General features: G+C 60.8%; 22 protein-coding genes and 1 tRNA gene. 5 read left to right on the top strand and 18 right to left on the bottom strand.

The window, feature by feature from the left end; translation table 11 throughout:
• Position 1: 1 nt before the first annotated feature.
• The 7 genes from AC0JZ8_RS12160 to AC0JZ8_RS12130 all read right to left on the bottom strand — a co-directional run bounded on the left by AC0JZ8_RS12160 (position 2) and on the right by AC0JZ8_RS12130 (position 6627).
• A complete protein-coding gene (locus tag AC0JZ8_RS12160; protein ID WP_471892599.1) occupies positions 2-799 on the bottom strand; it encodes an NAD-dependent epimerase/dehydratase family protein in 798 nt (265 codons plus the stop codon).
• Positions 800-880: 81 nt separating this feature from the next.
• Positions 881-2371: an HAL/PAL/TAL family ammonia-lyase gene (locus AC0JZ8_RS12155; RefSeq protein WP_471892598.1), complete on the bottom strand. Its 1491-nt coding sequence runs from the start codon at positions 2369-2371 to the stop codon at positions 881-883.
• 92 nt (positions 2372-2463) lie between these two features.
• On the bottom strand, positions 2464-3252 hold the full coding sequence (locus tag AC0JZ8_RS12150) for a phosphate/phosphite/phosphonate ABC transporter substrate-binding protein (protein WP_471893365.1): 789 nt from the start codon (positions 3250-3252) through the stop codon (positions 2464-2466).
• 32 nt (positions 3253-3284) lie between these two features.
• Entirely contained in the window at positions 3285-4001 is a 717-nt protein-coding gene (locus tag AC0JZ8_RS12145; protein ID WP_471892597.1) for an ABC transporter ATP-binding protein, read from the bottom strand.
• Entirely contained in the window at positions 3982-4761 is a 780-nt protein-coding gene (locus AC0JZ8_RS12140) for an ABC transporter ATP-binding protein (RefSeq protein ID WP_471892596.1), read from the bottom strand. Before AC0JZ8_RS12140 ends, AC0JZ8_RS12145 begins: the two co-directional genes overlap by 20 nt.
• A complete protein-coding gene (locus tag AC0JZ8_RS12135; protein WP_471892595.1) occupies positions 4758-5762 on the bottom strand; it encodes a branched-chain amino acid ABC transporter permease in 1005 nt (334 codons plus the stop codon). The genes AC0JZ8_RS12140 and AC0JZ8_RS12135 overlap by 4 nt, the downstream gene beginning before the upstream one ends.
• Position 5763: 1 nt before the next feature.
• Positions 5764-6627 (bottom strand): branched-chain amino acid ABC transporter permease, encoded by an 864-nt coding sequence (locus tag AC0JZ8_RS12130; RefSeq protein ID WP_274598248.1) that lies wholly within the window; start codon positions 6625-6627, stop codon positions 5764-5766.
• Between the two features lie 372 nt (positions 6628-6999).
• Here AC0JZ8_RS12130 and AC0JZ8_RS12125 point away from each other — a divergent pair, with 372 nt between their 5' ends.
• Positions 7000-7317, top strand: coding sequence for a hypothetical protein (locus AC0JZ8_RS12125; protein WP_062455952.1), 318 nt, complete (start codon positions 7000-7002; stop codon positions 7315-7317).
• 128 nt (positions 7318-7445) lie between these two features.
• Here AC0JZ8_RS12125 and AC0JZ8_RS12120 read toward each other — a convergent pair whose 3' ends face one another.
• The gene (locus AC0JZ8_RS12120) at positions 7446-7934 is read right to left on the bottom strand and encodes a hypothetical protein (RefSeq protein WP_471892594.1); all 489 of its coding nucleotides are present in this window, start codon (positions 7932-7934) and stop codon (positions 7446-7448) included.
• Positions 7935-8139: 205 nt separating this feature from the next.
• On the opposite strand from AC0JZ8_RS12120, the gene AC0JZ8_RS12115 reads away from it, so the two are divergent.
• Positions 8140-8547, top strand: coding sequence for a DUF6508 domain-containing protein (locus tag AC0JZ8_RS12115; RefSeq protein ID WP_430243083.1), 408 nt, complete (start codon positions 8140-8142; stop codon positions 8545-8547).
• Between the two features lie 741 nt (positions 8548-9288).
• Positions 9289-10572: a GSCFA domain-containing protein gene (locus AC0JZ8_RS12110; RefSeq protein ID WP_471892593.1), complete on the top strand. Its 1284-nt coding sequence runs from the start codon at positions 9289-9291 to the stop codon at positions 10570-10572.
• A gap of 785 nt (positions 10573-11357) precedes the next feature.
• On the opposite strand, the gene AC0JZ8_RS12105 is transcribed toward AC0JZ8_RS12110, so the two are convergent.
• Positions 11358-11433 (bottom strand) — tRNA-Ile (locus AC0JZ8_RS12105).
• A 194-nt stretch (positions 11434-11627) separates the two neighbouring features.
• Here AC0JZ8_RS12105 and AC0JZ8_RS12100 point away from each other — a divergent pair.
• Entirely contained in the window at positions 11628-12395 is a 768-nt protein-coding gene (locus AC0JZ8_RS12100; RefSeq protein ID WP_471892592.1) for an SIMPL domain-containing protein, read from the top strand.
• Between the two features lie 78 nt (positions 12396-12473).
• Here AC0JZ8_RS12100 and AC0JZ8_RS12095 read toward each other — a convergent pair whose 3' ends face one another.
• The 6 genes from AC0JZ8_RS12095 to AC0JZ8_RS12070 form a co-directional block, all read right to left on the bottom strand.
• A complete protein-coding gene (locus tag AC0JZ8_RS12095; RefSeq protein ID WP_092661070.1) occupies positions 12474-12815 on the bottom strand; it encodes a hypothetical protein in 342 nt (113 codons plus the stop codon).
• Positions 12816-12970: 155 nt separating this feature from the next.
• Entirely contained in the window at positions 12971-13393 is a 423-nt protein-coding gene (locus AC0JZ8_RS12090; protein ID WP_471892591.1) for a secondary thiamine-phosphate synthase enzyme YjbQ, read from the bottom strand.
• Positions 13394-13418: 25 nt separating this feature from the next.
• Complete coding sequence (locus tag AC0JZ8_RS12085) at positions 13419-14744, bottom strand: DUF930 domain-containing protein (protein ID WP_471892590.1); 1326 nt, start codon at positions 14742-14744, stop codon at positions 13419-13421.
• A 114-nt stretch (positions 14745-14858) separates the two neighbouring features.
• The gene (gene rpoD, locus AC0JZ8_RS12080; protein WP_062455900.1) at positions 14859-16910 is read right to left on the bottom strand and encodes an RNA polymerase sigma factor RpoD; all 2052 of its coding nucleotides are present in this window, start codon (positions 16908-16910) and stop codon (positions 14859-14861) included.
• Between the two features lie 557 nt (positions 16911-17467).
• Complete coding sequence (dnaG, locus tag AC0JZ8_RS12075; protein WP_471892589.1) at positions 17468-19483, bottom strand: DNA primase; 2016 nt, start codon at positions 19481-19483, stop codon at positions 17468-17470.
• Positions 19484-19867: 384 nt separating this feature from the next.
• The gene (locus AC0JZ8_RS12070) at positions 19868-20320 is read right to left on the bottom strand and encodes a GatB/YqeY domain-containing protein (RefSeq protein ID WP_062455897.1); all 453 of its coding nucleotides are present in this window, start codon (positions 20318-20320) and stop codon (positions 19868-19870) included.
• Positions 20321-20627: 307 nt separating this feature from the next.
• Here AC0JZ8_RS12070 and carA point away from each other — a divergent pair, with 307 nt between their 5' ends.
• Positions 20628-21833, top strand: a complete 1206-nt coding sequence (gene carA / locus AC0JZ8_RS12065; protein ID WP_092661069.1) for a glutamine-hydrolyzing carbamoyl-phosphate synthase small subunit — start codon at positions 20628-20630, stop codon at positions 21831-21833.
• Positions 21834-21875: 42 nt separating this feature from the next.
• On the opposite strand, the gene AC0JZ8_RS12060 is transcribed toward carA, so the two are convergent.
• The 3 genes from AC0JZ8_RS12060 to AC0JZ8_RS12050 all read right to left on the bottom strand — a co-directional run bounded on the left by AC0JZ8_RS12060 (position 21876) and on the right by AC0JZ8_RS12050 (position 25893).
• Positions 21876-23291 carry an MATE family efflux transporter gene (locus AC0JZ8_RS12060; protein WP_471892588.1) on the bottom strand — a complete coding sequence of 472 codons (1416 nt, stop codon included), beginning with the start codon at positions 23289-23291 and terminating at the stop codon, positions 21876-21878.
• Between the two features lie 381 nt (positions 23292-23672).
• Positions 23673-24569, bottom strand: coding sequence for a KPN_02809 family neutral zinc metallopeptidase (gene ypfJ, locus AC0JZ8_RS12055; protein WP_062576881.1), 897 nt, complete (start codon positions 24567-24569; stop codon positions 23673-23675).
• A 100-nt stretch (positions 24570-24669) separates the two neighbouring features.
• Entirely contained in the window at positions 24670-25893 is a 1224-nt protein-coding gene (locus AC0JZ8_RS12050; RefSeq protein WP_471892587.1) for an MFS transporter, read from the bottom strand.
• Positions 25894-25908 lie beyond the last annotated feature (15 nt).

Here is a 25908-nt window from a genome sequence, read left to right as displayed (position 1 = left end):
CTCAGATATCGTCCGGATGCCCGGCCGTGGTGAATGCACCGCCTTGATAAATGACCGCGGGATCGGCCGGATCGTCAACCGCCGCCGCCTCCACTTCCACGCGCCATTTGGCGGATGTGTCCTGCGGTCTCCAGCCAAGGAAGGACGCGTTGCCGTTGTCCCACCACTGTTCATCGTTTGCCGAAGCGCCGTAGACCACCGTATGGCCAAGCCTTGGAGCGGAGAAGGCCCGCCCGCAAAGCGATACGAAATCCTGGTAGCTCAGCCATGTTGCCAGCATACGACGGGTCAGCGGCTTGTCGAAGCAGGATCCGATCCGCATCGACAGCGTCTCCTGGGCGAACTTCTGCCAGTACATGCTGGCAACCGCCTCGCCGAACACTTTGGAAACACCATAGAGCGAGTCCGGCTTCGGTGCGACGCTGTTGTCGATGAATTCGTCGCGTCTGTAATAGCCGACGACATGGTTGGAACTGGCAAATACGATGCGCGGCTTGCCGCTGTGGCGGGCGGCTTCATACAGATTGTAGAGGCCGACGATATTGGCCTGCAGGATCATGTCGAACGGTTTTTCGATCGAAACACCGCCGAGATGGATGATACCGTCGACGCCTTCAACCAGTTTGGCGACGGCTGCGGCATCGGACAGATCGCAGCGCACGAAACTCTGGTTCGCACCGGGATCATCGATGTCGGTGAGATCCGACAGCACCACTTCTTCTGCAAGCTCGCTCAGCAGCGGACGAATTCCGCGCGCAAGCCCGCCGGCGGCGCCGGTCAGCAAAAGTCTCTTCAGCATTGATCCTCCCCAGGACAGCTTCCTATCACAATGTCATCATACATGATGACCTAACTCATACTATAAGATGCGCGAGGGAGGTCAAGCAGGCGGCGGCGGATTGCCGGCGATGAGTTGGCGCAGCAAGTCCATATCCTGACCCAGCGGGCGATCGTCCGCGTAGATGGCCACATGCTGCCGCACCAAATCATGCACGACGCGGGTGCCGTTTGCGGGAGAATTGGTTTCGGCGAGAATGTCCTGCGCCTGGACGCCCGCCATCAATTCGATCGCAAGCACCCGTTCGGCATTGTCGAGTATGGCGAGCAGCTTGTTGGCTGCCGCGGTCGGATGCGCCAGGAAATCCTCCTGAAGCCCCGAGGTCAGACCGCCATCCGTCGACGCGGGCGCGGCCAGCCGGCGGTTGTCGTTGACGAGTGCGGCAGCGGTATACTGCGCGATCATGAAACCGGAATGGCTTCCCGCATCGGTCGCGAGAAACGGCGGCAGGCCGCTCACCAGCGGATTGACCAGTCGGTCGATGCGACGCTCGCTCATGGCCGCAACCTGGGCAATCGCAGCTGCCAGAGCATCGGCGGCGTGACCGAGCGCCGGCGCCACCGCATGGGCTTCGGACCAGACCAGCGGCGCATCCGGCGTCCCGGCGATTGCGGGGTTGTCGGTGACGGAGGCAAGCTCCTGATCGACGATCCCGCAGGCATGGGCAAACACGTCGCGGGCCGCGCCATGCGCATGCGGTATCGCGCGAAGGCTCAGCGCATCCTGTGTTCGACGCCCGACCGCGGCCGCGATGATACCGCTTCCCTGAAGACGCGACCGCAATGCCGCTCCGACGCTGGCAATGCCGGCCGAAGGTCTCAGCGCCAGCACATCCTCGCCGAAAGCCGACATCTGGCACCCGGCAGCCTCCAACGTCACCGCGGCAATCGCATCGGCCCAGTTAAGCAGCCGTTCGGCCCGGACAAGTGCCACGCAGGCAAGCCCGGTCGAGCAGGCGGTGCCATTGACGAGGCTGAGCCCTTCCTTGGCGCCGAGCACCAGCGGCTCGAGCCCGATTGCGGCAAGCGCCGCGCGGCCGGTCATCCGCTCCCCCGCCACGGATGCATGCCCCTCGCCGATAAGCACCAGCGCCGTATGGGCGTTGTGGATGAGGTAACCAGCCGAGCCCTTGGACGGCATATCCGGAACGCAATCGGCCTCGAGAAACCGGCAGAGGTATTGAACGATATCAGGGCGTACCCCCGAATACCCATGCGCGAAATTGGCGATCTGCGCCGCGATCACCGCCCGCACCTCGCGGCGGCCAAGCAGTGGCCCGACACCACAGGCATGGCTCATGACGATATTGCGCGAAAGCCGGCTCTGCGACTCGCGATCGACGACCGTATCGGACAGCGCCCCGACACCCGTCGTGATGCCGTACGCCCTCGCGCCGTTTTCCACCAACGCCTCGACGATGCGTCGGGCATAGGCGACGCGGTCCCAAGCCCCTTGCGAAAGCGCGAGATCCTCGCCTTCCGCAACGTGAGCCACATCACGCCACGTCAGTGCCTTGTCGAGAAGGATCGTCACGGGCAGCGTCCCTTGAAAGGCCGGGGTCGGCGAAGGCGCTACGATAGGCGTCTCAAGGGATAAGGCAAAGTCCCGGCAGCGGCGTCGATGTGTCAGGCGACGGCAGGATAGCCAAGCGCTGCGGCCTGCCGCTCAAGCTCGAGCAGCCTCTCGTAACGGGAATCGTCGAGAACCGCGAAACTGGTCAGCGCCAGCACGTCACGCGCATCCGCAAGCGACGGATCGACAAGGGCGGCCTCAAGCGCGCATCGCAAAAGCGCCACCTCGTCATCGGATGCAGACGCCCGGGTGATAAGCGGCAGGCCGGGGCCGGACGGGGTCTCTGCCAGCACGACGATATCAGCCAGATCTTCATGCGAGAACCGCGCCATATGACCGTACGTGATGCAGTCTATCGCAGCGCAACCCGCCCTGCCCTCGGCAACCGCCGCGATGCTGGCCGCATGCCCGCCGGTTTCGATCACCCTTCCGAAGAAGCGTGGTCCGCGCGCAATCGGCGCGATCGCGGCGCGAAACAGATTGGCGCCCGAATTGCTGTCGCGACTGTTGATCGCCGCCGTCCGCCCGCGCAGATCTTCAAGCGAGGATATCCCCGCATCCTTGCGGACGATCACGAAGCTTCGCATATCCGGGCCGTAGCAACCCGGATAGGCATAGCAGGGCGTCGCCACCAGCCGCACGTTTGCGCGCAGACTGGTGACGTAAGGGTATCCGCAGGTCTGCGACAATAGCAGATCCGGCCGCAGCCAGGCATCGTCATGGGAGATCGAACGATCGAGCGTACCGGGAACCCCTTCCATGCCGGCATCGGTCAGCCTGCGGGCAACAAGCGCCCACAGCGCATCGGTCGCCTCCGCAACCGGTGGCGGCGCGAGATACATCGCGAGACTTGCGATCCGCCCCGAGCTCTCCGTCAATGCAGACCGCCGACACCGAGCAGTCGGTCCACGGTCTGCTGATCCTTCGAGAGAGCATCCGGCGTGCCGCTCCAGGCAATGCGCCCGCGCTCCAGAATGATGACATCTTCCGCGAAATCGAGCGCGCTCTGGATCCGCTGCTCCACCAGTAGGATGGTCATGTCGCCTGAGGTCGCAAGTGCCGCGAAGGCAATCATCAATTCCTCGCAGATGACGGGGGCGAGACCCTCCAGCGGTTCGTCAAGAAGCAGCACCGAGGGACGGCCGAGAATAGTGCGGGCCGTCGTCAGCATCTGCTGCTCGCCGCCGGAAAGCTGGTTGCCCAGATTGCTGCGCCGCTCCTTCAGCCGCGGAAACATGGCATAGGCCTCCTCGATCGCATCCTTCGGGCGCGCCTTGAGGCCGACGAACAAGTTTTCCTCCACTGTCAGGCTCGGGAAGACGCAGCGTTCCTGCGGCACGTAACCCAGTCCCGCACGGGCCCGGTCGGCGCTCGCGGCAGTGCTGATATCGGCACCGTCGAGGGAGATGCGGCCACCATAACGACGGGTCTGCCCGGCAAGGCTCGCAAGCAGCGTCGTCTTGCCCATTCCGTTGCGGCCGAGGACGGCGAGCCGCCGTCCGGCCGGAACCGTGATGGTAATGTCTTCCAGCACCTTGGTCGGGCCGTAGCCCGCCGACAGGTTTTCGATCTCAAGCGACGCGGCCGGCATCGGCATAGCTCCCCAGATAGGCTTCCCTGACGCGGGGATCGCGTGTGGCGTCGCCCGGCGCGCCGTCGAAGATGACGGCGCCGGCGGCAAGCACCACGACCTTTTTGGCAAACCGGAAGACGAGATCCATGTCATGCTCGATCATCAGCACCGCCAGATCGGCCGGCAGTTCGTTGAGAGCCTGCTCGATCAGCCCGACATCGCTCTGCGGCACGCCGGCCGCCGGTTCGTCGAGCAGCAGCACTTTCGGCTTCAACGCAAGCGCGATGGCGATTTCCAGAAGACGCTGCTGACCATAGGCGATCTCGCGGACCTTGCGGTGCATGAGCGCGGTCAGCCGCAACGTCTCGAGACGGTGCTCCACCTCCTGCATCACGTCAGGCATGGTCAGGAAATTGCCGAAGATGCGGCCGGACCGCCCTTCCCGCTGCAGGACCGCAAGGCCCAGATGCTCTGCCGCCGTCATATCCTGAAACAGCCGTGTCACCTGGAAGGACCGCACCAGCCCGCGTTTGACGCGAGCACTCGCGTCGAGCCCCGTGATCACCTCGCCACCCAGCCGCACCTCGCCGGAACTGGGGGCCAGCGTTCCCGTCACCAGATTGACGAAGGTCGTCTTGCCGGCACCGTTCGGGCCGATCAACGCCACCCGATCGCCCGCCGCCATGGACAGCGAAACATCGTCCGTGACCACCAGCCCGCCAAACGACTTTTTGAGGGAGACGACTTCGAACACGGGGTTTCCGACAGCTGCGGTCATGGCCGTCCCTCCCGTCGTTTTTCAAGAAGCGCCGCCACCGTTCCGTAGATGCCCTTCGGCGCAAACAGCACCACCGCAATCAGAAGCGCGCCGACCATGGTCAGCCAGTGGAACGGATTGACGGAGGACACATAGTCCTGGAACATCATGAACGCGACGGTGCCGGCAAGGGCCCCGAACAGCGAGCCGGTGCCGCCGAGTGCCAGCATGACCAGCGCCTCCGCCGACTGGGTAAACGACAGCGTATCGAGCCCGACCACCTGCGTGGAGATGGCGTTGAGCGCGCCGCCCAGCCCCGCGACCGCGCCGGAAATGCCATACATCTTGACGATAGCCCGCTTCGGCGAGGCGCCCATCGCCCGGATCCGCAGCGGATCCTCCTTCAGCCCGCGGCACAGCATGCCGAATGGAGACCGCACGAGAATGCGCAGGAGAACGAATACGACGAGCAGCATCACGACCGCAAAGACATAGGCCGTATTGCCGAACAGATCGAATTCGAAACGGCCGAAGATCGGATCCGGCGCGATCCCCGAAAGACCGTCGCTGCCACCGGTAAAGGACGACATCTTGTTGGCAAGCTCGTGAAACAGATGAATTAGCGCGATCGACAGAACCAGCTGCGGCAGGCCATGGGCACGCAGCATGACGAGCCCCGACAACAGCCCGGCAAGCGCTCCACCGATAAGACCCGCAAGCGTCATCAGCAGCGGATCGTTGATGCCGAAATGGGCAGACAGAATGCCGGCCGCATAGGCGCCGCTGCCAAACAGCGCCGCATGACCAAGCGTCGCCACGCCGCAATAGCCGGTGACCAGATCGAGCGACAGCACGAGCAGCGCCACCGCGATGATGCGCGTCAGAAGCGCTAGATTGTCCGGAAAGGCAAAATAGCCGATCGCCGCGGCAAGAACGATCACGCCGACCCCTACGACATCGCGCATCAGCGAACGGCGCCGGCGCATGGCGCCCATATCCCTTGAACTCACATCAACCGCCATTCTACTTGGCCCCCTTCATGAGGCCGTTCGGAAACACGCAGATGATGGCGATCACCGCAAGGTAGAAGAAGAACTCGCCGAACTCGGGCAGCAGATAGCGGCCAGTCGTATCGACCGCGCCGAGCAGCAGGCAAGCGAGCAGCGTGCCCCCGATCGAGCCTGCCCCGCCGACGGAAACGACGACCAGGAATGTCACGAGATAGCGCAGCGCATAATAGGGCTCGACCGGCAGCAATTCGGCCCCGACCACGCCGCCGAAGGCCGCAAGACCGACCGCGACCGCAAAGCTGACCGCATAGATGATTTCCGTGCGAACCCCGAGCGCTGAGGCCATCGCCGCATTGTCGACCGAGGCCCGCAACCTGATGCCGAAACCGGTCTTCTCGATTGCAAGCCACAGGCAAAGTGCCACGGCAAGACCGCAGAAGATTGCAAACAGACGATGCGCGGAAATGCTGCGGAAACCGAGATCGACCGGCTGCTGCAGCACATCCGAAAGCGGAATGGTCTTCAGCGTCGGCCCCATCAGGTAATTGGCAAGCCCGATGATGCAAAAGGTGATGCCGATCGTCATCAGCACCTGCGTCAATTCAGGCGCGCCATAGATGCGCCGATAGAGAAACCGCTCGATCGGCACCGCAATCACGATCGTCGCAACCACGGCGGCAAGGATAGCCGGCGCATAGCCAAGGCCGAGATCCCGCGAAACGTAGGAGGCGACGTAGCCGCCGATCATCGCGAAGGCACCATGGGCGAGATTGACTACCCGCATCAGCCCCATCGTCACCGAAAGCCCGATCGAAATCACGAACAGGATCATGCCATAGGCGAGCGCATCGATACCGATGCTCAAAATCGTCTGCAACCGTCTCGCCTCCCATGCGGTCCTGAACTGCAGGCTGCTTATAATTGAAGCCGAAGGTCAAGAAAATTGCTGGGGTGACAAAAGCCGGAATTCACCCGACATGGGGTTATCCACAGAGCGGGGCTACGGCATGGCGAACGAAGCGAACCGACCATGCACGAACGCCACCAGCTGCCTCGTGGCCGACCAGTCGCCAGCGAGTGGCCTAGAAGTTGCCGGCAACCGTGCTCCCGAATGACGCAACCGAACCGACGAAGCTGCCAATCATCAAAAACCCACGGCCCGCCCGCATGAAGATCTTTTGCTAATGTGAGGAAACCTTTTGCCCGCCATCGGGTTAAGTCACCGTAGGGAATACAAGGAAACACCATAATGATGAAGCTTCTCGCAGTAACGATCCTTTCCGCTGGTCTCGCAACGTCGGCTATGGCCCAGACGGCAACGTCCGGCACCGCCGCAGACCGCAGCAATGTACAGCAGAACACCGCAGGCGAAGGTGGCAACATCCCGCCGAAGCCAGCAGCTTCCGGCACCGTCGATTCGACAGCTACCAACAGCACCATGCCGAGCAGCAGCACGATGGGCGAAGGCAGCAAGAAGTGCAACAACGGCGGCCAGCCAGGTGACGCAGCCAACTCGGGCAACCTCCCGAACAACACCGGCACAACCGTCCAGGGCACCAACTGCTAATCAGCAGTTTTTCCCCAAAAGCGCTCTTCGCGATACCGCGGGGGGCGCTTTTTTTGTTTGGGGATAGGATCCGTTCGTAACGATTGATCCGCCACGGACGGCGCATAGGAAGAGGTCCGGATCAGCCTTCACCAACGGCTGCGGCTTCTCCGCAACGAAATCAGCTTTTCGCGCAACACAGCAAGTCCGGCAGCTTTTTCCCGTGGAGCGGGTACCTGTTCCAGGTAGCGCTCCGGTCGCTCGATAAAGGCCGAATAGATGAGCGTTTCTGTTTCGGGATAGACCCCGGCAAAGGTGATCAGCTTTTCCTGCCGCCCGGCGTGGAAGTGCAGCCGCAGCACGTTGTCATAGGGTAAAACGTAATAACCAAGGAACCATGCCTCTTCGCCGGCCTCCATCACGCCGCCGCCGTTGGCATGCAGCGTCTCGACGCAGCGGTAATATCCGCCGAACCGCAACGGGCTGTAATCCAGGCCGGCATTGCGCCCATCGGCAAAAATCCGCAAATGCCCGAACTCGTTGGCGAGATAGGCTGCCTCAATCGCATCAACCCAGGCCTGATCCGCAGCGCTGGTCGCTTCGCGCCTTCCCAGCAGCCGAATAAGAAAATGCATCATCTGTCGCTGCGGCCACTTATTGCGGATCGGCATGGAGTATTATCGACGGACAAGTCTGGCCAGATTGGTCTCGCCGGGAAAATCCCGACCCGCAGATCGAACTTCTATTGCCGTTGATCGGCCACCCGGTTTAACTCGCCAGCACGTTTGCAACCCAAATCGAAACGTCGACAAGACCCCTTTAGCCGCAAGGACGCATTCCACCATGCAGCCACCACCCGATATGGCCCCTCTCCTCGCGTACGGAGCCGTCTTCGCCGACCCGGACTTCACATTCGGCGCTTGGTCCGGCGGAGGGACGGAAGCCGGCGTCATGCAATCTCCCTACTACGCCTTCTCGGAAGGCGGACTTGGTTTTATCGAAGCCGTGGTTTCGGCCAATTGGGTGCGGCCGGAGATCGACTGGTCAAGCGACGGTCTTCGCCAGAGCTACCAGCATATGATCACGACGCCGATGGCGATCGAAACCGCTTCACAGGATGACATGGCCCACCTTTTGACAACGCTGGTGCGCGGTGATCGATTCAACGAGGGGATGCTGGCCCAGGCCTTCAACGACGGAACGCTCGCCCGTATCGTCGCGCGGGCCGTTGCCCTTGCCGAAAGGGGCTGAAAACGGATCCGAGGGCTCTCCAGTCACCTGCCGATGCTGAGGGGACGGATCGCTCGCTCGCACGATGTTAATAAGTACTGTTGATGTGGTGGACACGGAGAAATTCGATTAGCGCAGCAAAAGCAATGCTGTTAGTGCTAAATCGCCCCTCCGCCCTCCCCCTGATCTTGTTGCAATCTTTTGAACGACGACCTCGCAGGATCAGCTATGAACCAGACCTCTCGCTCAGTCGAAACGACTGCTGTCACAGGTCTCCCACGCACCAGCAAAAACTTTGCCGAAGCCGCTGCAACGTGCGTTAAGCATGGCGGCGACGCAAAGTATCTTGATGCGGTGCCAACTCACATGGGAATCCAAATACATGTATCGTGAGCTCTTATGCTCACGTCGCGTACAAGCACTAAGCTCAGGTGCTTCAATGATGCAACTTAAGATTCATCGAAATAAACTAAGCCTTGAGCACCATGAGTTGGGAGCTTTCATCGGAGAAGATATAGCGCCGTCAAAACCGGGATCGTCCGACAGGTTCATCTATTTCCAGGAAGCGATCAAGACGTGTGCTCGCACAGCCGGATGACATCAGGATTGAAGGCTCGGCCGGTCATATCGTACTCGCGCAGAGGGAGTTGCCTACACGCTTCTATCCGAGGGAACATGCGACGCGGTTAGGTTGCATCCACAACGAAAAATTGACAAGCTATCAGGAAGCATACGTTGTAAGAATTTCGAAGGGGATTGTAGATGTCGACATTTGTCTACGAGCAGGATGGCCAGAAGAAGACGACCTCCCAGAGCTTCTATCGTGGTGAGAACACGAATTTCTATCCCACGCCCGCTTCGCTGAAGGTGGCGGACGCGATCGACAAATACATCATCGCAGGCTGGAAGCCGACGGCGCCTTTTCTGGCGAAGGAAACCCCGGTCGTTGCTTTCGGTTCCTGTTTCGCGACCAATATCAGCACCTATCTGCACGATCGCGGCTACAATGTGCTGACCAAGAAAGACAACAAGGCCTATGTGACAAAAATGGGCGATGGCATGGTGAATACATTCGCCATCCTGCAGCAGTTCGAATGCGCCTGGCTGAACAAGGTGCCCGAGGGGGATCTCTGGCACGGCTACAAGGCCGAGGAATTTGGGTATGGCGAAGAAGTGCGGCTCGTCACCAAGCAACTGTTCGACGAGGCGGAGATGTTCATCATCACGCTCGGCCTGTCGGAGATCTGGTATGACGAGCCGACCAAGGAAGTGTTCTGGCGCGCCGTGCCGAAGGACAAGTTCGATGCTTCTCGCCACAAGTTCCGCGTCTCCACCTTCGAGGAGACACTGAGAAATATCAACGCCATCTACGAGATCATCCGCCGATTCCGGCCGGAGGCGAAGATCATGTTTTCAGTGTCGCCGATTCCGCTGACGGCTACATTCCGGTCGGTGAGTGCGATTGCGGCGAACTCCGTTTCCAAGGCTATTATCCGAGCCGCCTTTGACCAGTTCTATCGCGACCGTTCGCCGAATGATTCGTCACTCTATTATTTCCCCTCCTATGAGGCGGGGAGCCACGTTTATCGCAACCAGTGGGGGATGGACGGCCGGCACGTGGCGCAATCCGTGCTGCATTTCAACATGGCGATGTTCGAGCACTATTTCTGCACGCCAGGCATTCCCACCGAACAGCTTCAACAGATCTACCAGCAGTCGCTCGTTATCGATGAGCGGATCGGCCGGGAAGGACATCTCAACCAGGGTAAATCTTACGAAGAGATCCGCGAACGAACCAAGCAGGTGAAACGCCAGCAACGGATAGATGCACGTATCGCCGAGCGGGCGCAGGCCCGCCAGCAGGCCACCGAGATCCGCAAGGCGAATGCCGAAAAGATCCGCCAGTCTCAAAAGATCAAGCAGGCCGCGAGCTTCAGATGGGGTACCTTGAGTCCGCTTATGTCGCGGATCTATCTCCCCCTTGCAACGGCCGCCGCCGGCTTTGCCGCAAATGGCTTGATCGGGTTGAGCTTCTTCGGGGATTGATTGAAAGAAAAGCAGCAGGACTGACTGAGTCTGCTGCACGGCCAGCTTTGCGCGGCTCTGAATGGTAGTCCCAATTGGACCGCGAATAGTCCTGAATTTGCAGGCAAAGACGACGCAGTTGCGATTAGGTACGGGGTTTTGAAGAGCCCGCTATTCGGCACAATGACAAATTTGATCGGCGGCAACGATACCCAAATGGTCCCGAGGAGGTCTAGGTAGGTTGCAGTCATCGTCGATGACGACTTGATAGCTGGCGGGGCCTATGTTGAACCATTAGTCGGCGTGAGCGGAGTCTCTCTTCGTAGAGATCGGCAGAAGCGAATGGAGGTATCAACTACATCAATGGGGAGGTCCCAACCTCTTCCGGATCTTTCAGCGTGGTGAAATCGGAAATTAGCAGAGAAAGTAAACTGCACTACGAGGGAATTGGAAACGATTTGGCTCTCGTTTGGAAGGACTGCGTGCGTGGATATGCTGGCAACAAGCTGGACTGCTCCTCGCGCTACTAACCGCAGGCGCGGTGTTCCCTACGGCGGCCTTCAACAAGGTGACGAAGGCATCGATCGCATATTGCGTTGCGACCTCGTGACTACTCCATCGCAATCGCTGAGACGTGTGTCGAGCCGCAGAGACCTGATACGAACACATTTGTCCGAGGAGCATGGTGAGACTATCTAACGTTTCACAACCGGCACCACACAGATGTGGAGTTACTAAACCTCGTGACAAAATTCCGGAAATTCGCGTCCGGCTACAATGAGGCTACGAAGCAATAGATAAAACAATGGTGGGCCCGGAGAGACTCGAACTCCCAACCAAGCGGTTATGAGCCGCCGGCTCTAACCATTGAGCTACAGGCCCTGCCCTTTGAAGGCATGACGACTGGCGCAATGGTTCGCCGGTCGCAAGGGTCCGTCTAGCTCAAATTGTGAACGCTCACAAGGCCTCGCCGCAATAGGTTCACAATCACACGTCACCTAGAGGGTGTTCGGCTTTCAACTCAGGCATTTGGCCGGGATCGTCGAGGTCGAACAACCAGTATCAAAGGAGACACAATGCGCCGTTTGCCCACCGCCCCTTCTCTCGCGCCGGCTTTCCTAGCCCTTGCCCTCGGCACGGCCTTCCTCCCGCTGTCGCCGTTTCCGGCAACGGTCGCCTCTGCGCAGGAAGCCCGCACGCCGCGCGAACCGATCATCAGCGTGTCCGGTGAGGGCAAGGCCGCGGTCGCGCCCGATATGGCGATCCTGTCGCTTGCCGTCGTGAGGCAGGCAAAGACCGCCGATGCGGCCGTCTCCGCCAACAACACGGCAATGAGCGAAGTGCTCGCCGCCATCAAGGCTGAAGGCATTGCCGATCGCGACGTCCAGACCAGCAGCTTTGCGATCTACCCGCAATATCGCCAGGTAGCCCCGAAGGACGGCATCGAGCCGCCGCAGGAAATCATCGGCTACGAAGTGTCCAACACGCTGACGCTTAAGGTGCGCGATCTCGAAAAGCTCGGCGGTCTGATCGACAAGACGGTCAAGCTCGGTGTCAACCAGGGCGGACAGATCGAGTTCACCAATACCAATACCGACGAAGTGATGACGCAGGCGCGCAAGGCAGCCGTTGCCGAAGCGCTCGCCAAGGCAAAGACGCTGACGGAAGCTGCCGGCGTCAAGCTTGGCCGCATCATGGAGATCAGCGAGAATTCGGCACCGCCCATGGCCCCGCCGATGATGCGCATGACAATGGCAAAGGATTCCGGCAACGGCGTCCCGGTGGCGGCCGGCGAGACCAGCTACACGGTCAACGTCAACGTCGTGTTCTCCATCGATCCCTGATCGGATCGCTTCAACGACAAAACCCCGCCCGGCGAATGCCGGACGGGGCTGAAGATACACTCGGACGCTTGAGATCCCTTAGCGACGGATGAGCGGGCAGCCGCGCACGTTGGCAAACACGACCCGGTCGCGTCCGCGGCGATCGACGCCGACGACGGTCACGCTGCGGCGGGAGATGTCGACGACGCGGGTACGGCGCAGACCCATCGCTTCGGCGCGACGTTCAGCCAAGCGCGGCGAGCAGCCGACGGGACGCATGTGGCGCGGGCGCTCATAGCGCGGCGGGTGATGCGGACGCCAGTCGCGCTCACGGTACTGTACGAATTCCGGGCCGGCGGCGGCGGCGATTGGCGCGGACGCCGAAATCCCTGTCAGGGCGATCAAGGCTGCAAGGCCGGCCTTCGCCATCAGGCGTGTGATTGTAGTCATCTTTTGCTTCTCCTGAACCTGTCACCGGTTGTCCGGCTGTCTCGAGTCGGCCTTTCGGGCCAACGGTCGATGCAACTCTATCCAACCCAGCTGAATGCCTGCAAAACCGATCATTCAGTATGTGTTCATTTGGAAAACAACGATCATCACGACGAAAGATGCAGCACGATCTCGCGCCTGTGCGGGCTGTCGCGGTGCTCGAAGAGATAGATCCCCTGCCACGTGCCAAGCACCAGCCTGCCGCCGGATACGGGAATGCCGATCGAGACTGCCGTCAGTGCCGCCTTGATATGTGCCGGCATGTCATCTGGTCCTTCCATCGTATGGCTGACCCAGCCCATCGAAGGATCGTCCGAGGGTGGAACGAGGCGGGAAAAGAACGCCTTCAGATCTCGCTTCACGTCCGGATCGGCATTTTCCTGAATGATCAGCGAACAGGACGTGTGGCGAACAAAGACGGTCAGCAGGCCCTCGTCGCGCCCGGCCTGGCGCACGAAGCGTTCGGCTTCATCCGTGAACTCGTATAGCCCTTGGCCTCTGGTCGAAATCTGGATCGCGGTCTGCGGCATCGAAATTCTCTTCTCTGCTTGAAGATCAAAACTCGGGAAAACCGCGCTTGCGCCATTCCGAGCGCGGCACGAGGCCACCCACATTCATCGAAAACGAAACGATTTTCGTGGCATCGGCATCGACTTCGCAGCGGAAGCTGACATCATGCCACTGGCCTTTGGCGCGAAAGCCGATATTGCGCGCCTCGAGAACCGTCCCATTGGGCAGCTTCGGTGCGGGCAAGACATCGGGATTGTAGGCGGGCGAGCCGTTCTGCAATTGCGCGCTGAGTTCCGACGAGCAGAGCTGCCCTGCCCGAACGCCGCGCGGAATACCGGCCATCGCGACGGTCGCCTGCGCATCACCGGTACCGCGCGCGGAAAACAGCGTTCTCACGGGCTTGAGATCGCCGGCCGCATCGGATGGTTTCGGCGGCGCCGGCTTTTGCGTCGGCACGCGTGCGGAGGAAGGCGGCCCTGTAAAGAGCCCGGCCGTCATCGCATCAGGAGACGCACCGCCGGCAGGTCCGGGCATTCCCGACGGATCGGAGCCTGGAACACTGAGCTGCGGTGGCGTCATATTGGTCGGAACCGGCGCTTCTGCTGGCGCGCCCTCGCCCTGCACGTCGGGCCCCGCCGTCTGTGCAGGCTCCTCCGGCGCTGGCGGATCGGCATCGGTCGCAGCGGGCGCTGGCGTATCCTCCGCAGCAGTGCCGTCAAGCGCCTGGCGCGGACCGCTATCCTTTTCACCAAACTGGAACACAGGCCGCAGTGCGGACATCGGCGGAGCTGACGCCTGCTTCTCCTCCTCGGCCGGTGTCTGGCTTGCAGGCGGCGGCGGCGGTGCCGGCTGCTCGGCCTTCTGCGGTGCCTCGGGCTCTTTCGCTTCTTCCGGCGCCTTTTCTTCGGGCGGCTTTTCTTGAGGCTGCAGCTCTTCGGGCTTTGGTTCTTCAGGCTTGGGAGGCTGAGGTTCCGGCGGCTTCGTCTCCTCCGGCTTTTCGTCCTGCGCAGGGGAAGGCGGCGGAGCAGCCTCGGGTGCCGAAGCCTTGCTCGCCGAAATCACGGGGTCCTCGAGCGGATCTTCCTGAGGCTTCTGCTCGGGCGGCTTTTCCGGTGGCGGCTCTTCGGCCTTCGCCTCTACCTTGAGCTTCAACGCGTCGGGCTTCTTCGCCTCCTCGACCGGCTCCGGCTTTTCCTCTTCCGGTGGCGGCACGATCTCCACCTGAACAATCTCCTCCTCGGGAGCCGCTTCGCTCGGCACCGGCAATTTGACGAGAAGCGCACCGGCAACGATCAGATGCAGAGCCACGGACGCCCCGAGCGCCGTTGCGATCACCTTCTTATGCGACGGGGCGGGAGACAAATCCGGCATGGCTCCCATGTAGGATGGTTAACGGGCGGGATCGAGGCCGACCCGATCACAAGATCAATAAAAAAGCCCGGCGGGTCATTCCTGCCGGGCTTTTTAAAGGGTCTGTTCCAGGGATCAGCTGTCGAGGAACGAGCGCAGCTTGCGGCTCCGGCTCGGGTGCTTCAGCTTGCGCAGCGCCTTCGCTTCAATTTGGCGGATACGTTCGCGGGTGACCGAGAACTGCTGGCCGACTTCTTCGAGCGTGTGGTCGGTGTTCATGCCGATGCCGAAGCGCATGCGAAGAACACGTTCTTCACGCGGCGTCAGCGATGCGAGAACCCGCGTCGTCGTTTCACGAAGGTTCGCCTGAATGGCGGCATCGATCGGCAGCAGCGCGTTCTTGTCCTCGATGAAGTCACCCAGATGCGAATCCTCTTCGTCACCCACGGGGGTTTCGAGCGAAATCGGCTCCTTGGCGATCTTCAGGACCTTGCGGACCTTTTCGAGCGGCATGGCAAGCTTTTCGGCCAGCTCTTCCGGGGTCGGCTCGCGGCCGATCTCGTGCAGCATCTGGCGCGATGTGCGGACGATCTTGTTGATCGTCTCGATCATGTGCACCGGAATACGGATCGTGCGGGCCTGGTCGGCGATCGAGCGGGTGATCGCCTGCCTGATCCACCAGGTCGCATAGGTCGAGAACTTGTAGCCGCGACGGTATTCGAACTTATCGACGGCCTTCATCAGGCCGATATTGCCTTCCTGAATAAGATCCAGGAACTGCAGGCCGCGGTTGGTGTATTTCTTGGCGATGGAAATCACGAGACGAAGGTTCGCCTCGACCATTTCCTTCTTGGCGATCCGCGCTTCGCGCTCGCCCTTCTGCACCATCGACACGATCCGGCGGAATTCGGTGATCGAAATCCCGGTTTCGGTCGCGAGACTCTGGATCTCCTGACGGATATCCCGGATGGCGTTGAACTCCGCCTTGGCGAAATCCTTCCAGCCACGAGCCGACAGATTGGCAATCGACTTCATCCAGTTCGGATCAAGCTCGGCACCCTGATACTGTTCCAGGAACGAGTCGCGCTTGACGCCGTAGGATTCAGCCAGACGAAGAAGACGACCTTCGTTCTGCATCAGACGCTTGGAGATGTCGTAGAGCTGTTCGACAAGGCTTTCGACGCGGTTCTGGTTCAGTGACAGCGACTTCACTGCCGTGATCAGCTCGTCCTTCAGTTCCTTGTAGCGGCGCTCCTGAGCGGAAGACAGCGTGCCGGAGGCGGCAAGCCGCTGCTCGACCTGCTGGTCCTGAAGCTTGCGCAGCTTCTTGTAGGTATCCGCGATCGTGTCGAGCGTTTCCATGACCTGCGGGCGCAGTTCCGCTTCCATGGCGGCAAGCGAAAGGTTCGACTCGTCGTCGTCCTCTTCCTCTTCTTCCAAGCCCTGGTCACCGCCAACAGCGGTGATGTCGTCATCGTTGGCAGCAGAGAAACGAGCCTTGCGGGTCTTTTCCTTTTCCTCGGCAGCCTTGCGGTCCGCCTCGATCTTTTCCGGGCTCTGGAACTGTGGCGCAGCCTTCGCCTCGGGACCCGAATAGGTCGTCTCAAGATCGATGATCTCGCGCAGCAGCGTCGTGCCTTCGTTCAGTTCGTCGCGCCAGATGATCAGCGCCTGGAACGTCAGCGGGCTTTCGCACAGACCGGCGATCATCGTCTCGCGGCCAGCCTCGATGCGCTTGGCGATCGCAATTTCGCCTTCACGCGACAGAAGCTCGACCGAGCCCATTTCGCGCAGATACATGCGCACCGGATCGTCGGTACGATCGGTGGGTTCTTTCTTCTTCGCCGTGGCAAGAGCGGTGCTGGACGTCGGGGCAAGTTCGCCGCCTTCGCTCTCTTCGCTCTCGTTGGAGTCCTCCTCCTCGGTGGTGGCCTCCTCGGCTTCTTCATCTTCCACGACGTTGATGCCCATGTCGGACAACATCGCCATCGTGTCTTCGATCTGTTCGGAAGTGACCTCTTCGGACGGAAGAACCGAGTTAAGCTCGTCCATCGTCACGTAGCCGCGCTTCTTCGCGGCTTTGATCATCTTCTTGACCGCGTCGTCAGAAAGATCGAGAAGCGGACCGTCGACCGAGCCTTCGCGCTCGGTATCGGCTTCTTCGTTTTCTTTGACTTTAGTTGCCATGTATGTCGTCGCTTTCCCTGAACGCCACTGCGCAGCGCTTCGTGGCCTGCGGCGGAGGGCAAAAGCCACACCAGCCGCGAATCAATATCCAACTCGTAACGGAATGACCTTTAACTCCCGATTACCATCGGCGACCGCTACTCGCGGGGACCGCCAGAACGAAGATGCCGAACATCGCCGCGGCGCTAGACCCACTCCACCAATATTGCCCGAAATGGTGATTCCCACAAAATAACGCTTCGTCAAGTTCTTCCAAAGCTTGTGCCCAGGAAAAGTGGAAATTACCTTACGACCATGTCCCCGTTGGCGGTACTCCCGTCATATTGAAGCCATATGTAAGCGGTGCACAATGAAAGACAAGAGCCCGCCGCCCGGTAAAAACCCTTGGCTCTACCCGAAATGCGCGGGATTGACGCCATTTTCCGATGCGTTGCAACAATACAGTGATCAATCAAGAGCTGTATAGACCACTCCACTCGCGCTGTTAATCCATCAGGCGACCAATTCAACACGGTTTAGTATCTGCGCAGCTCTCCTTTATCCGTGACTGACGGCAGCTATCCGTGACTGACGGCAGCGCCCTTGACGCGTCCTGACAGAACACCGAAGCCGTCGATGATCGCTTCCTGGTTTTCAAGCCTGGAAATTTCATTCTGTACCTCCAGAAGTGCACGCAGCAGGATCTCGGCACGCTCGGCCTCGTCCTCGGTCATCTCCGCGAGTTCACGCTCCAGCTCGATCTTCTGCCAGCGGAGCTCCTTGTTTCTGGAATGCAGTGCCCGGGTCTGACGGTAGGCTTGCAGCGAATCCTGCGGATCGGCCTCTTCCGTCGCGGTCCACAGCCGCGCATTGCGGATCTGCTTGTTCATTGACTTCAACAGTTCCTCAAAGCCATTCTCGCCGAGTTCCCGTTTCAGGTCCTGCACCGTCAAACCGGCACCGGCCTGCCCGACAATAGTCAGCACGCAAGACCACATCCGTTTCAGATCGCGGTTCTCGAATTCGATCGAGGCGATCTCGTCATACTCGTTGAGCAGAAGCTGCGGATGATGGACGATGGTCAGCGCCAGCACGCTTTCGCGCAGGGCCGGAAGGTCGAGATGTCCCCGCACCAACCCCGATCGCGTCAGGCGGTCGGAAACACCCATTCCGCGCCCCTGCTGCTGGAAAGACGATCCACCCCTTCCGCCGGCTGCACCGCCTCTGCCAGACCCGCCGCCTTCGCGCTGCTGGTAGCTTTGACGACGATCGCCACCGCCGCCATTGCGCTGCGGCTGGAACAAGCCGTTGAGACGATCGCGCACATTCTGCTGGTAGTGACGGCGCACACTTTCGTCGGCAATCACGGAAACGATCTGCTTGAGCCTTGCCTCGAGTTCCGCCCGCTTTTCCGGGGTCTCGAAGGCGGCACCATTGGTTTCCCGCTGCCAGACCATCTCCGCAAGCGGACGCGCCTGCGCGATCACGCCATCGAACGGCGCTCTTCCCTCGTGCTTGACGAGATCGTCCGGATCCTTGCCGTCTGGAAGCAACGCGAACCGCACCGAGCGGCCGGGCTTGATGGAGGGAAGCGCGAGATCCGCAGCACGGTTTGCAGCACGGATACCGGCACCATCGCCATCGAAACACAGGATCGGTTCCGGCGTCATCCGCCAAAGCAGCTCCAGCTGGTTTTCGGTCAAGGCCGTACCGAGCGGCGCGACGGCATTCTCGACGCCCACCTGGCTGAGCGCGATCACATCCATATAGCCCTCGACGGCTATGATCGTGCCCAGCTCCTTGGATCCCGGCCCTGGCTGGGCCGCCCGCCTGGCGCGGGTAAAATTGTAGAGCACCTGACCCTTGTGGAAGAGTTCGGTATCCGGCGAGTTCATGTATTTGGCCGGCGCATCCGGCGCCATCGCGCGTCCACCAAAGGCAATCACCTTGTCGCGCGACGACAGGATCGGGAACATGATGCGGTCGCGGAAATAGTCGTAGGATACGGCAATCCCCTCGCCATGACGCACCAGCCCGCAGGCCTCGATCTGCTCCTTGGCCACACCCTTGCCGGCGAGGAACTCCTTGAGCGCATTGCGGCTGTCCAGCGCATAGCCGAGCCGGAAATTCTCGATCGTGCGAGCTGTCAGTCCGCGGTCGCGAAGATAGGCGCGTGCCTTGGCGCCGGTTGGGCTCTGCAACTGGTCCTGAAAGAAGCGCGTCGCCATTTCCATGACGTCGAGAAGCGACATCCGCTCCCGTTCACGCTTTTCCGCCTGCGGATCGGGTTGCGGCATGGCGATACCAGCCATATCGGCGACCTGCTGGACGGCTTCTGGAAAGTTCAGCCCTTCCAGATCGGTCATGAAGCGGAAATGATCGCCCGACACGCCACAGCCGAAGCAGTGATAGCGGCCCTTGCGGTCCTCGCAGTGAAAGCTCGGGCTTTTCTCGCCATGGAACGGGCAGCAGGCCCAGAAATCGCCGCGCGCAGCATTGGTCTTCCTGCGATCCCAGGTGACACGACGGCCGATCACCGTCGAAATCGGCACCCGATCCCGGATCTCATCAAGAAAACTGTTTGAAAAGCGCATGTCTACCTCGCGGGCCAGAGACCATATTAATGCTCAGTGCGCAGGAATGCCAGCCCGGCCGCAAATCATGCCCGCTATTCACAGGCCGCCGCTCCCGTGACCACCGACCCGATCAACCCACAGAAATTAACGAATTGTAACTTGCGATACGCAGGTTCCCTGCATAGCGTTGAATCCGACAAGACGTGCCGTCAGTCGCCTCGACAGGCGGGTACGGCATCTGAGATTGCTCTTCAGGACGGCTGCCTGCAATGACTGCGGTCGATCGTCCTCTCCTACCGGTGGCATGTCCGCGGTCGGCCGATGGGAGGCGTAGAAGAGCAAAAGGCGGGAACTCCATGAAGGACTTCCCGCCTTTCTCGTTTTATGCGTAGCGGCTAGACCTCAGCTCAGCTGCGCCTTGATCGTGCCGGACGCCTTGGCGAAATCCATCTGGCCGGCATAGCGTTCGCGCAGAATGGCCATCACCTTGCCCATGTCCTTCATTCCAGCAGCACCGATCTCGGCGATGACGGAAGCGACGATCTCGCTCGCCTTCTCGTCGGAAATCTGTTCCGGCATGAAGGATTTGATGACGGCGATCTCTTCGCGTTCCTGTGCTGCAAGTTCCGGGCGGGCGTTGTCTTCGTAGATCTTCGCCGACTCCTCGCGCTGCTTCACCATCTTCTGCAGGATCTGCAGGATTTCGTCGTCAGTGGCAGCGTCCTTGCCGGTGCCGCGATTGGCGATGTCACGGTCCTTGATGGCGGTCTGGATCAGCCGCACGGTCGAAAGCCTGCGGGTTTCCTTCGCCTTCATCGCTTCCTTCATCGCTTCGGAAAGCTTCTCGCGCAACATGGCCTGTCTCCTTGAACGTCACTCGATCCGCAGCGGACCGATCTTTTGCGACGTCATAGAACAAGCGTGAACGGCGATCAAACGTTTTGCCGACACGGCAAAACTCACCGATTGCCGGCCTTTGCGCCCAGCTTTCTCATAAACGGCAATTGACCCGCTGTTCTGCCTTGTTTATGTCGAGGACCTGCACAACAATTGGATAGTGGGCCGCAAGCGGGTTTCCGCGCGCCCTTTTCTGCGACGAGAGATGACCTCGACACCCTGTTTTCCGTTTCGGGAAACGGGCCGCTGGGGCAGAAGGATGGATATGACCGCGACCACCCCTTGGACCACGAAAAAACCCACCGCCGTTCTCGTGCTTGCCGACGGAACCGTGATTGAAGGAACAGGCATTGGCGCGACCGGCAAGGTCACCGCCGAAGTGGTGTTCAACACCGCCCTCACCGGCTACCAGGAAATTTTGACTGATCCGTCCTATCTCAGCCAGATCGTCACCTTCACCTTCCCGCATATCGGCAATATCGGCACCAATGACGAGGACATCGAGGACCTGACACCCGCCGCACGCCGCGGCGCCGTCGGCACGATCTTCAAGGCCGATATCACCGAACCGTCGAACTACCGCTCGGCAAAGGACCTCGACTCCTGGCTGAAGAGCCGCGGCGTCATCGGCCTGTCAGGCATCGACACACGCGCGCTGACCTCCTGGATCCGCCAGAACGGTGCACCGAACGCGGTGATCGCCCATGACCCGAACGGCAATTTCGACATCGAAGCGCTGAAGGCGGAAGCCAAGGCCTGGAGTGGTCTCGAAGGTCTCGACCTCGCCAAGGAAGCGACCTCCGGCCAGTCGTCGCAGTGGACCGAAAAGCCCTGGATCTGGAACGAAGGTTCCGAAGAGCTGAAGGCCGAGGATGCCAAGTATCACATCGTCTGCATCGACTACGGCGTGAAGCGCAACATCCTGCGCCTCTTCACCGGCCTCGACTGCAAGGTCACGGTCGTGCCGGCACAGACCTCGTCGGAAGACATTCTGGCGCTGAAGCCGGACGGCATCTTCCTGTCGAACGGCCCGGGCGATCCGGCAGCCACCGGCGCCTATGCTGTCCCAGTCATCCAGGACATCGTCAAGACCGACATCCCGACCTTCGGCATCTGCCTCGGTCACCAGATCCTCGGCCTCGCACTTGGTGCCACGACCGAAAAGATGCACCAGGGTCATCACGGGGCAAACCATCCGGTCAAGGATCACACGACCGGCAAGGTGGAGATCGTGTCGATGAACCACGGCTTCGCGGTCGACTCGAAGTCGCTGCCGCAGGGTGTTGAGGAGACGCACATTTCCCTGTTTGACGGCACCAATTGCGGTCTGCGTCTGTCCGGCAAGCCGGTCTTCTCCGTCCAGCATCACCCGGAAGCATCGCCCGGTCCGCAGGACAGCCACTACCTGTTCCGCCGCTTCATCAACATGGTGCGCGAGAACAAGGGAGAGGCAGCGCTCGCAGAGCGCTAAAACCTTCTCAAGTCACGGTTTCAATCAGATGGCCCGCTGCTCTCAGCGGGCCATTTGCTTATGACGCTGCAAAAGAATCCAGAACCGTCCGCACAGGAAGAGAGCTGCGGCGGCAAGGCCGATCACGAAACCGAACCAGACACCCTCGCCGCGATAGCCGAGTGGAAATGCGAACACCCAGGCGCAGACGAAGCCGATCGGCCAGTAGGCGATCAGCGCCAGAAGCATCGGCACTTTCGTATCCTTCAATCCGCGCAAAAGTCCGGCCCCCACGGCCTGCAGACCGTCGACCAGCTGGAAGATGCCGGCAATGACAATCAGCGGTGTGGCGAGCGCGAGCACCGCAGCGGCGTCCGGCTGGCTGGTGTCGAGGAAAAGCCCCGCCAGCGCGCCCGGCATCATGGCGTAAAGGACACCGCCGATCGCCGTGAAGATGATGCTGACGATCAGCACGGCCCCGCCGGCCCTTCGAACACCGACCATGTCGCCACGACCGTTGGCAAGACCGACCCGAACCGTTGCGACCTGCGCCAGACCCAGCGGCACCATGAAGGCGATCGAGGCAAGCTGCAGCGCAATCCCATGGGCGGCAAGCTCGAGCTTGCCGATACTGCCCATCATCAGCGAAGCCGCCGCAAACAGGCTCGTTTCGGCAAGGATCGTGAAGCTGATCGGCAGTCCGAGCAGGAAGACTTCCCGAACCATCGACCAGTCAGGCTTCCAGAAGCGCACGAAGAGTTCATAGGCGCGCATGGCGGGCTGCGCCTGCACATAGGCGATCGCGATCAGGAAGCCGACCAGGTTGGCGGAAACAGCAGCGATCGCCGCGCCATGAAGACCCAGCTGCGGCGCTCCGTAATGGCCGAAGATCAGCAGATAGGCGACGATCGCGTTCATGATGAACATGCCGATCGTGATGTAGAGAACGATCCCGCCCTTCTCCAGCCCGGTCACGAAGCTGCGCAATGCCATCAGGCCGAGCGCCGGGAACATGCCCCATTGCGCAATGCGCAGATAGCTCTGCGCATTGGCCGCGACATCGGGCGCCTGACCGAGGCCGAGCAGCATCGGTTCGCTAAACCAGAGCAGCGGCGCGACAACCGTGCAATAGGCAATCACCACCCACAGCCCCATGCGCACCGACCGGCGCACGCCGATCCGGTCGCCGTGGCCGAGCGCCTGCGCAACCAGCGGCACGACGGCGCTGGTGAACCCGGTGCCAAAGATGAACACGACGAAAAACAGCTGCGTCGCAATGACCACGGAGGCAAGTTCGGTCGTCCCAAGCCAGCCGACCAGAATGACGTCGGTCGTATGGATCGCCATCTGCGCAAGCTGGGCTCCCACCAGCGGGATGCCGAGCGCAAACGTGCCGCGCAGATGCGACGACCAGGAACGATCCGTAATGACGGCGTCATGCGGCGCAGATGCACCGGCAGTGTTCGGCAAGCCCGACATCGATAAATCCTACAAATGGAAAAAGCCGCTTCCAGAAACGGTCAGCGGCACGGTACCCTGCCTATAAAGAAGGCATCGGGGTTCATCAAGGCTCGGCACCGATCCAGCAAAAATTGTAGGGCGAAGTTCACCAACGTTGATGGGTGACGTGACAGGTCTGACGGACCGATCGATGGGAGGATGGTGCGGCAAGGATTCTCGGCCTTGTCCATAGCCGCGGGCTGGTGCCGAATGCAGCCCGGCATAGGTCCCGGCTTTGCGGAGTCTAGCACGCCCAAACCGAGAAAGTGCGGGCGATCGGTTTCGCCGCCCACACGATTTTTCGAAGATTGATCTCTAAGTCACGGCTCTGCTGCTCGCCGGAGCAGCAGAGATCACTGCTCAGACATTGCCTGAGAACGTGTCGCAGGCCTTCATGTCGCCGGTGTCGAAGCCCTGCTTGAACCAGCGCATCCGCTGCTGCGAGGTGCCATGGTTGAAGCTTTCCGGGACGACATAACCCTGACTGCGCTTCTGCAGCGTATCGTCGCCGATCTGCTGGGCGGCATTCAAAGCCTCCTCCAGATCGCCGCTTTCGAGAAAGCCCTTCTGCTGGGTCCGCTTGCCCCACACGCCTGCAAAGCAGTCGGCCTGAAGCTCGACGCGAACCGACATGCGGTTGGCCTCGGTCTCGCTCATATTCTGCCGCGCCTGGTTGAATTTCGGCAATACGCCGAGCAGGTTCTGGACGTGATGCCCGACTTCATGCGCGACCACATAGGCCTCGGCAAAATCGCCTCCAGCCCCAAGCCGCTGGCTGAGTTCCTTGAAGAACTCCGTATCCAGATAAACCTTGCGGTCACCCGGGCAGTAGAACGGGCCGCTTGCCGACGACGCAAAACCGCAGGCAGACCGGACCTGACCGCCGAAGAGAACCAGCGTCGGCTCTTCGTAGCGAGCGCCGTTGCTCTGGAAAATTTCGTTCCAGGTGTCTTCGGTATCAGCAAGGACGGTGCGGACGAAACCGGTCATCTCGTCTTCAGCCGGCGTACGCGGCGCCTGCTGCGTGGTGCTGGTGCCCGTATCCATGCCGGTATCGCCGCCCGAAAGAAGCGTCAGCGGATTGATGCCCGTGACCCAGCAGATGATCAGCACGACGACGATGCCGCCGATGCTCAATCCACCACCGCCACGTCCGCCGCCACCGATCGGGATGCGGAAACCGCCACCGCGGCCACCCATCGAGGCACCCCGTTGATCCTCGACATTGTCGGATTGCCGACGCCCTTTCCATTCCATATCGCACCCCAGGTTCTAATAAGTTCGGTCGGAAATGATCCTTGACGACGATATAGAACAGGCCCGCCAAATATCCATGTCGGGATGTCAGGCTGTTGGCTCAGGCGACCCTCAGCTGCGTCTTGCTGGGCAGGAACACGGTGAGAAGGCCAAGCGCCGGCAGGAAGGCGCAGATGGAATAGACAAAACTGATGCCCCTGTGGTCGGCGATGATCCCGAGCACGGCGGCGGCGATGCCACCCATGCCGAAAGCGAGCCCGAAGAAGATGCCGGCGATCATCCCGACCCGGCCAGGCACCAGCTCCTGCGCCATGACGATGATGGCCGGGAACGACGACGCCATCACCAGCCCAACGATACCCGACAGCACGATCGTCATCGGCAAATTCGCAAACGGCATCGCCAGCGTGAACGGCAGCACGCCGAGAATGGAGATCCAGATCACCACCTTGGAGCCGAACCGGTCGCCGATCGGACCGCCGATCAACGTGCCCAGCGCCGTCGCGCCCAGAAACACGAACAGCATGACCTGCGACGACTGCACGGTGACGCCAAAGCGCTCGATAACGAAGAACGTGTAATAGCTGCCGATCGCCGCCATGTAGATGTTCTTCGAAAACGTCAGGATCGCCAGCACGACCAGCGCAACCATCACCGTGCGACGCGGCAGGCTGTGGATGCCGAGGCTCTTCTTGCGCCCCTTGTTGGCCAGCATATGCGCCTTGTACCAGCGCGCGACCCAGGAGAGGATGAGGATGCCGAGCAGCGCGATTGCCGAAAACCAGGCGACGCTGCCCTGCCCCATCGGCACGATGATGAAGGCGGCCAGAAGCGGCCCGATCGCCTGACCGAAATTGCCGCCCACCTGAAAGGTCGCCTGCGCAAAACCATAGCGCCCGCCGGACGCAAGCCTCGCCACCCGCGACGATTCCGGATGAAACACCGCCGAGCCGATGCCGATCAGCGCAGCCGCCGCCACAAGCATCAGATAGACATGCGAACCGGCGAGCAGAAACAGCCCCACAAACGTCGCCCCCATGCCGATCGGCAGCGAGTACGGGAATGGCTTCTTGTCGGTGATGATGCCGATCACCGGCTGCAGCAGCGATGCGGTGCACTGGAAGGCCAGCGTCAGAATGCCGATCTGCCAGAAGTCGAGATTGTAGTCGGCCTTGAGCATCGGATAGATCGCCGAGATCATCGACTGCATGATGTCGTTGAGCATATGGCAGAAGCTGACCGCAAAAATGATCGGCATCACCGTCTTGTCCGCCTGGACGGCTGCCGCGGGTTCAATCGCGGCATTTGAAGTAGCATCGGCCATGGTTTCCTCCGCGCA

The sequence above is a fragment of the Velazquezella soli genome, from assembly GCF_977018685.1.
This window is presented reverse-complemented; position numbering and strand designations above follow the sequence as displayed.

What these genes read in the sequence shown, in the direction of transcription:
- AC0JZ8_RS12135 (WP_471892595.1), bottom strand. Translation starts at nt 5,762, where the DNA reads ATGGCGGTTGATGTGAGTTCAAGGGATATGGGCGCCATGCGCCGGCGC.
- carA (WP_092661069.1), top strand. Translation starts at nt 20,628, where the DNA reads ATGACCGCGACCACCCCTTGGACCACGAAAAAACCCACCGCCGTTCTC.
- AC0JZ8_RS12140 (WP_471892596.1), bottom strand. Translation starts at nt 4,761, where the DNA reads ATGACCGCAGCTGTCGGAAACCCCGTGTTCGAAGTCGTCTCCCTCAAA.
- AC0JZ8_RS12150 (WP_471893365.1), bottom strand. Translation starts at nt 3,252, where the DNA reads ATGTATCTCGCGCCGCCACCGGTTGCGGAGGCGACCGATGCGCTGTGG.
- AC0JZ8_RS12090 (WP_471892591.1), bottom strand. Translation starts at nt 13,393, where the DNA reads ATGCCGCAGACCGCGATCCAGATTTCGACCAGAGGCCAAGGGCTATAC.
- AC0JZ8_RS12110 (WP_471892593.1), top strand. Translation starts at nt 9,289, where the DNA reads ATGTCGACATTTGTCTACGAGCAGGATGGCCAGAAGAAGACGACCTCC.
- ypfJ (WP_062576881.1), bottom strand. Translation starts at nt 24,569, where the DNA reads ATGGAATGGAAAGGGCGTCGGCAATCCGACAATGTCGAGGATCAACGG.
- AC0JZ8_RS12100 (WP_471892592.1), top strand. Translation starts at nt 11,628, where the DNA reads ATGCGCCGTTTGCCCACCGCCCCTTCTCTCGCGCCGGCTTTCCTAGCC.
- dnaG (WP_471892589.1), bottom strand. Translation starts at nt 19,483, where the DNA reads ATGCGCTTTTCAAACAGTTTTCTTGATGAGATCCGGGATCGGGTGCCG.
- AC0JZ8_RS12050 (WP_471892587.1), bottom strand. Translation starts at nt 25,893, where the DNA reads ATGGCCGATGCTACTTCAAATGCCGCGATTGAACCCGCGGCAGCCGTC.
- AC0JZ8_RS12115 (WP_430243083.1), top strand. Translation starts at nt 8,140, where the DNA reads ATGCAGCCACCACCCGATATGGCCCCTCTCCTCGCGTACGGAGCCGTC.
- AC0JZ8_RS12125 (WP_062455952.1), top strand. Translation starts at nt 7,000, where the DNA reads ATGATGAAGCTTCTCGCAGTAACGATCCTTTCCGCTGGTCTCGCAACG.
- rpoD (WP_062455900.1), bottom strand. Translation starts at nt 16,910, where the DNA reads ATGGCAACTAAAGTCAAAGAAAACGAAGAAGCCGATACCGAGCGCGAA.
- AC0JZ8_RS12160 (WP_471892599.1), bottom strand. Translation starts at nt 799, where the DNA reads ATGCTGAAGAGACTTTTGCTGACCGGCGCCGCCGGCGGGCTTGCGCGC.
- AC0JZ8_RS12145 (WP_471892597.1), bottom strand. Translation starts at nt 4,001, where the DNA reads ATGCCGGCCGCGTCGCTTGAGATCGAAAACCTGTCGGCGGGCTACGGC.
- AC0JZ8_RS12085 (WP_471892590.1), bottom strand. Translation starts at nt 14,744, where the DNA reads ATGCCGGATTTGTCTCCCGCCCCGTCGCATAAGAAGGTGATCGCAACG.
- AC0JZ8_RS12070 (WP_062455897.1), bottom strand. Translation starts at nt 20,320, where the DNA reads ATGTTGCGCGAGAAGCTTTCCGAAGCGATGAAGGAAGCGATGAAGGCG.
- AC0JZ8_RS12120 (WP_471892594.1), bottom strand. Translation starts at nt 7,934, where the DNA reads ATGATGCATTTTCTTATTCGGCTGCTGGGAAGGCGCGAAGCGACCAGC.
- AC0JZ8_RS12060 (WP_471892588.1), bottom strand. Translation starts at nt 23,291, where the DNA reads ATGTCGGGCTTGCCGAACACTGCCGGTGCATCTGCGCCGCATGACGCC.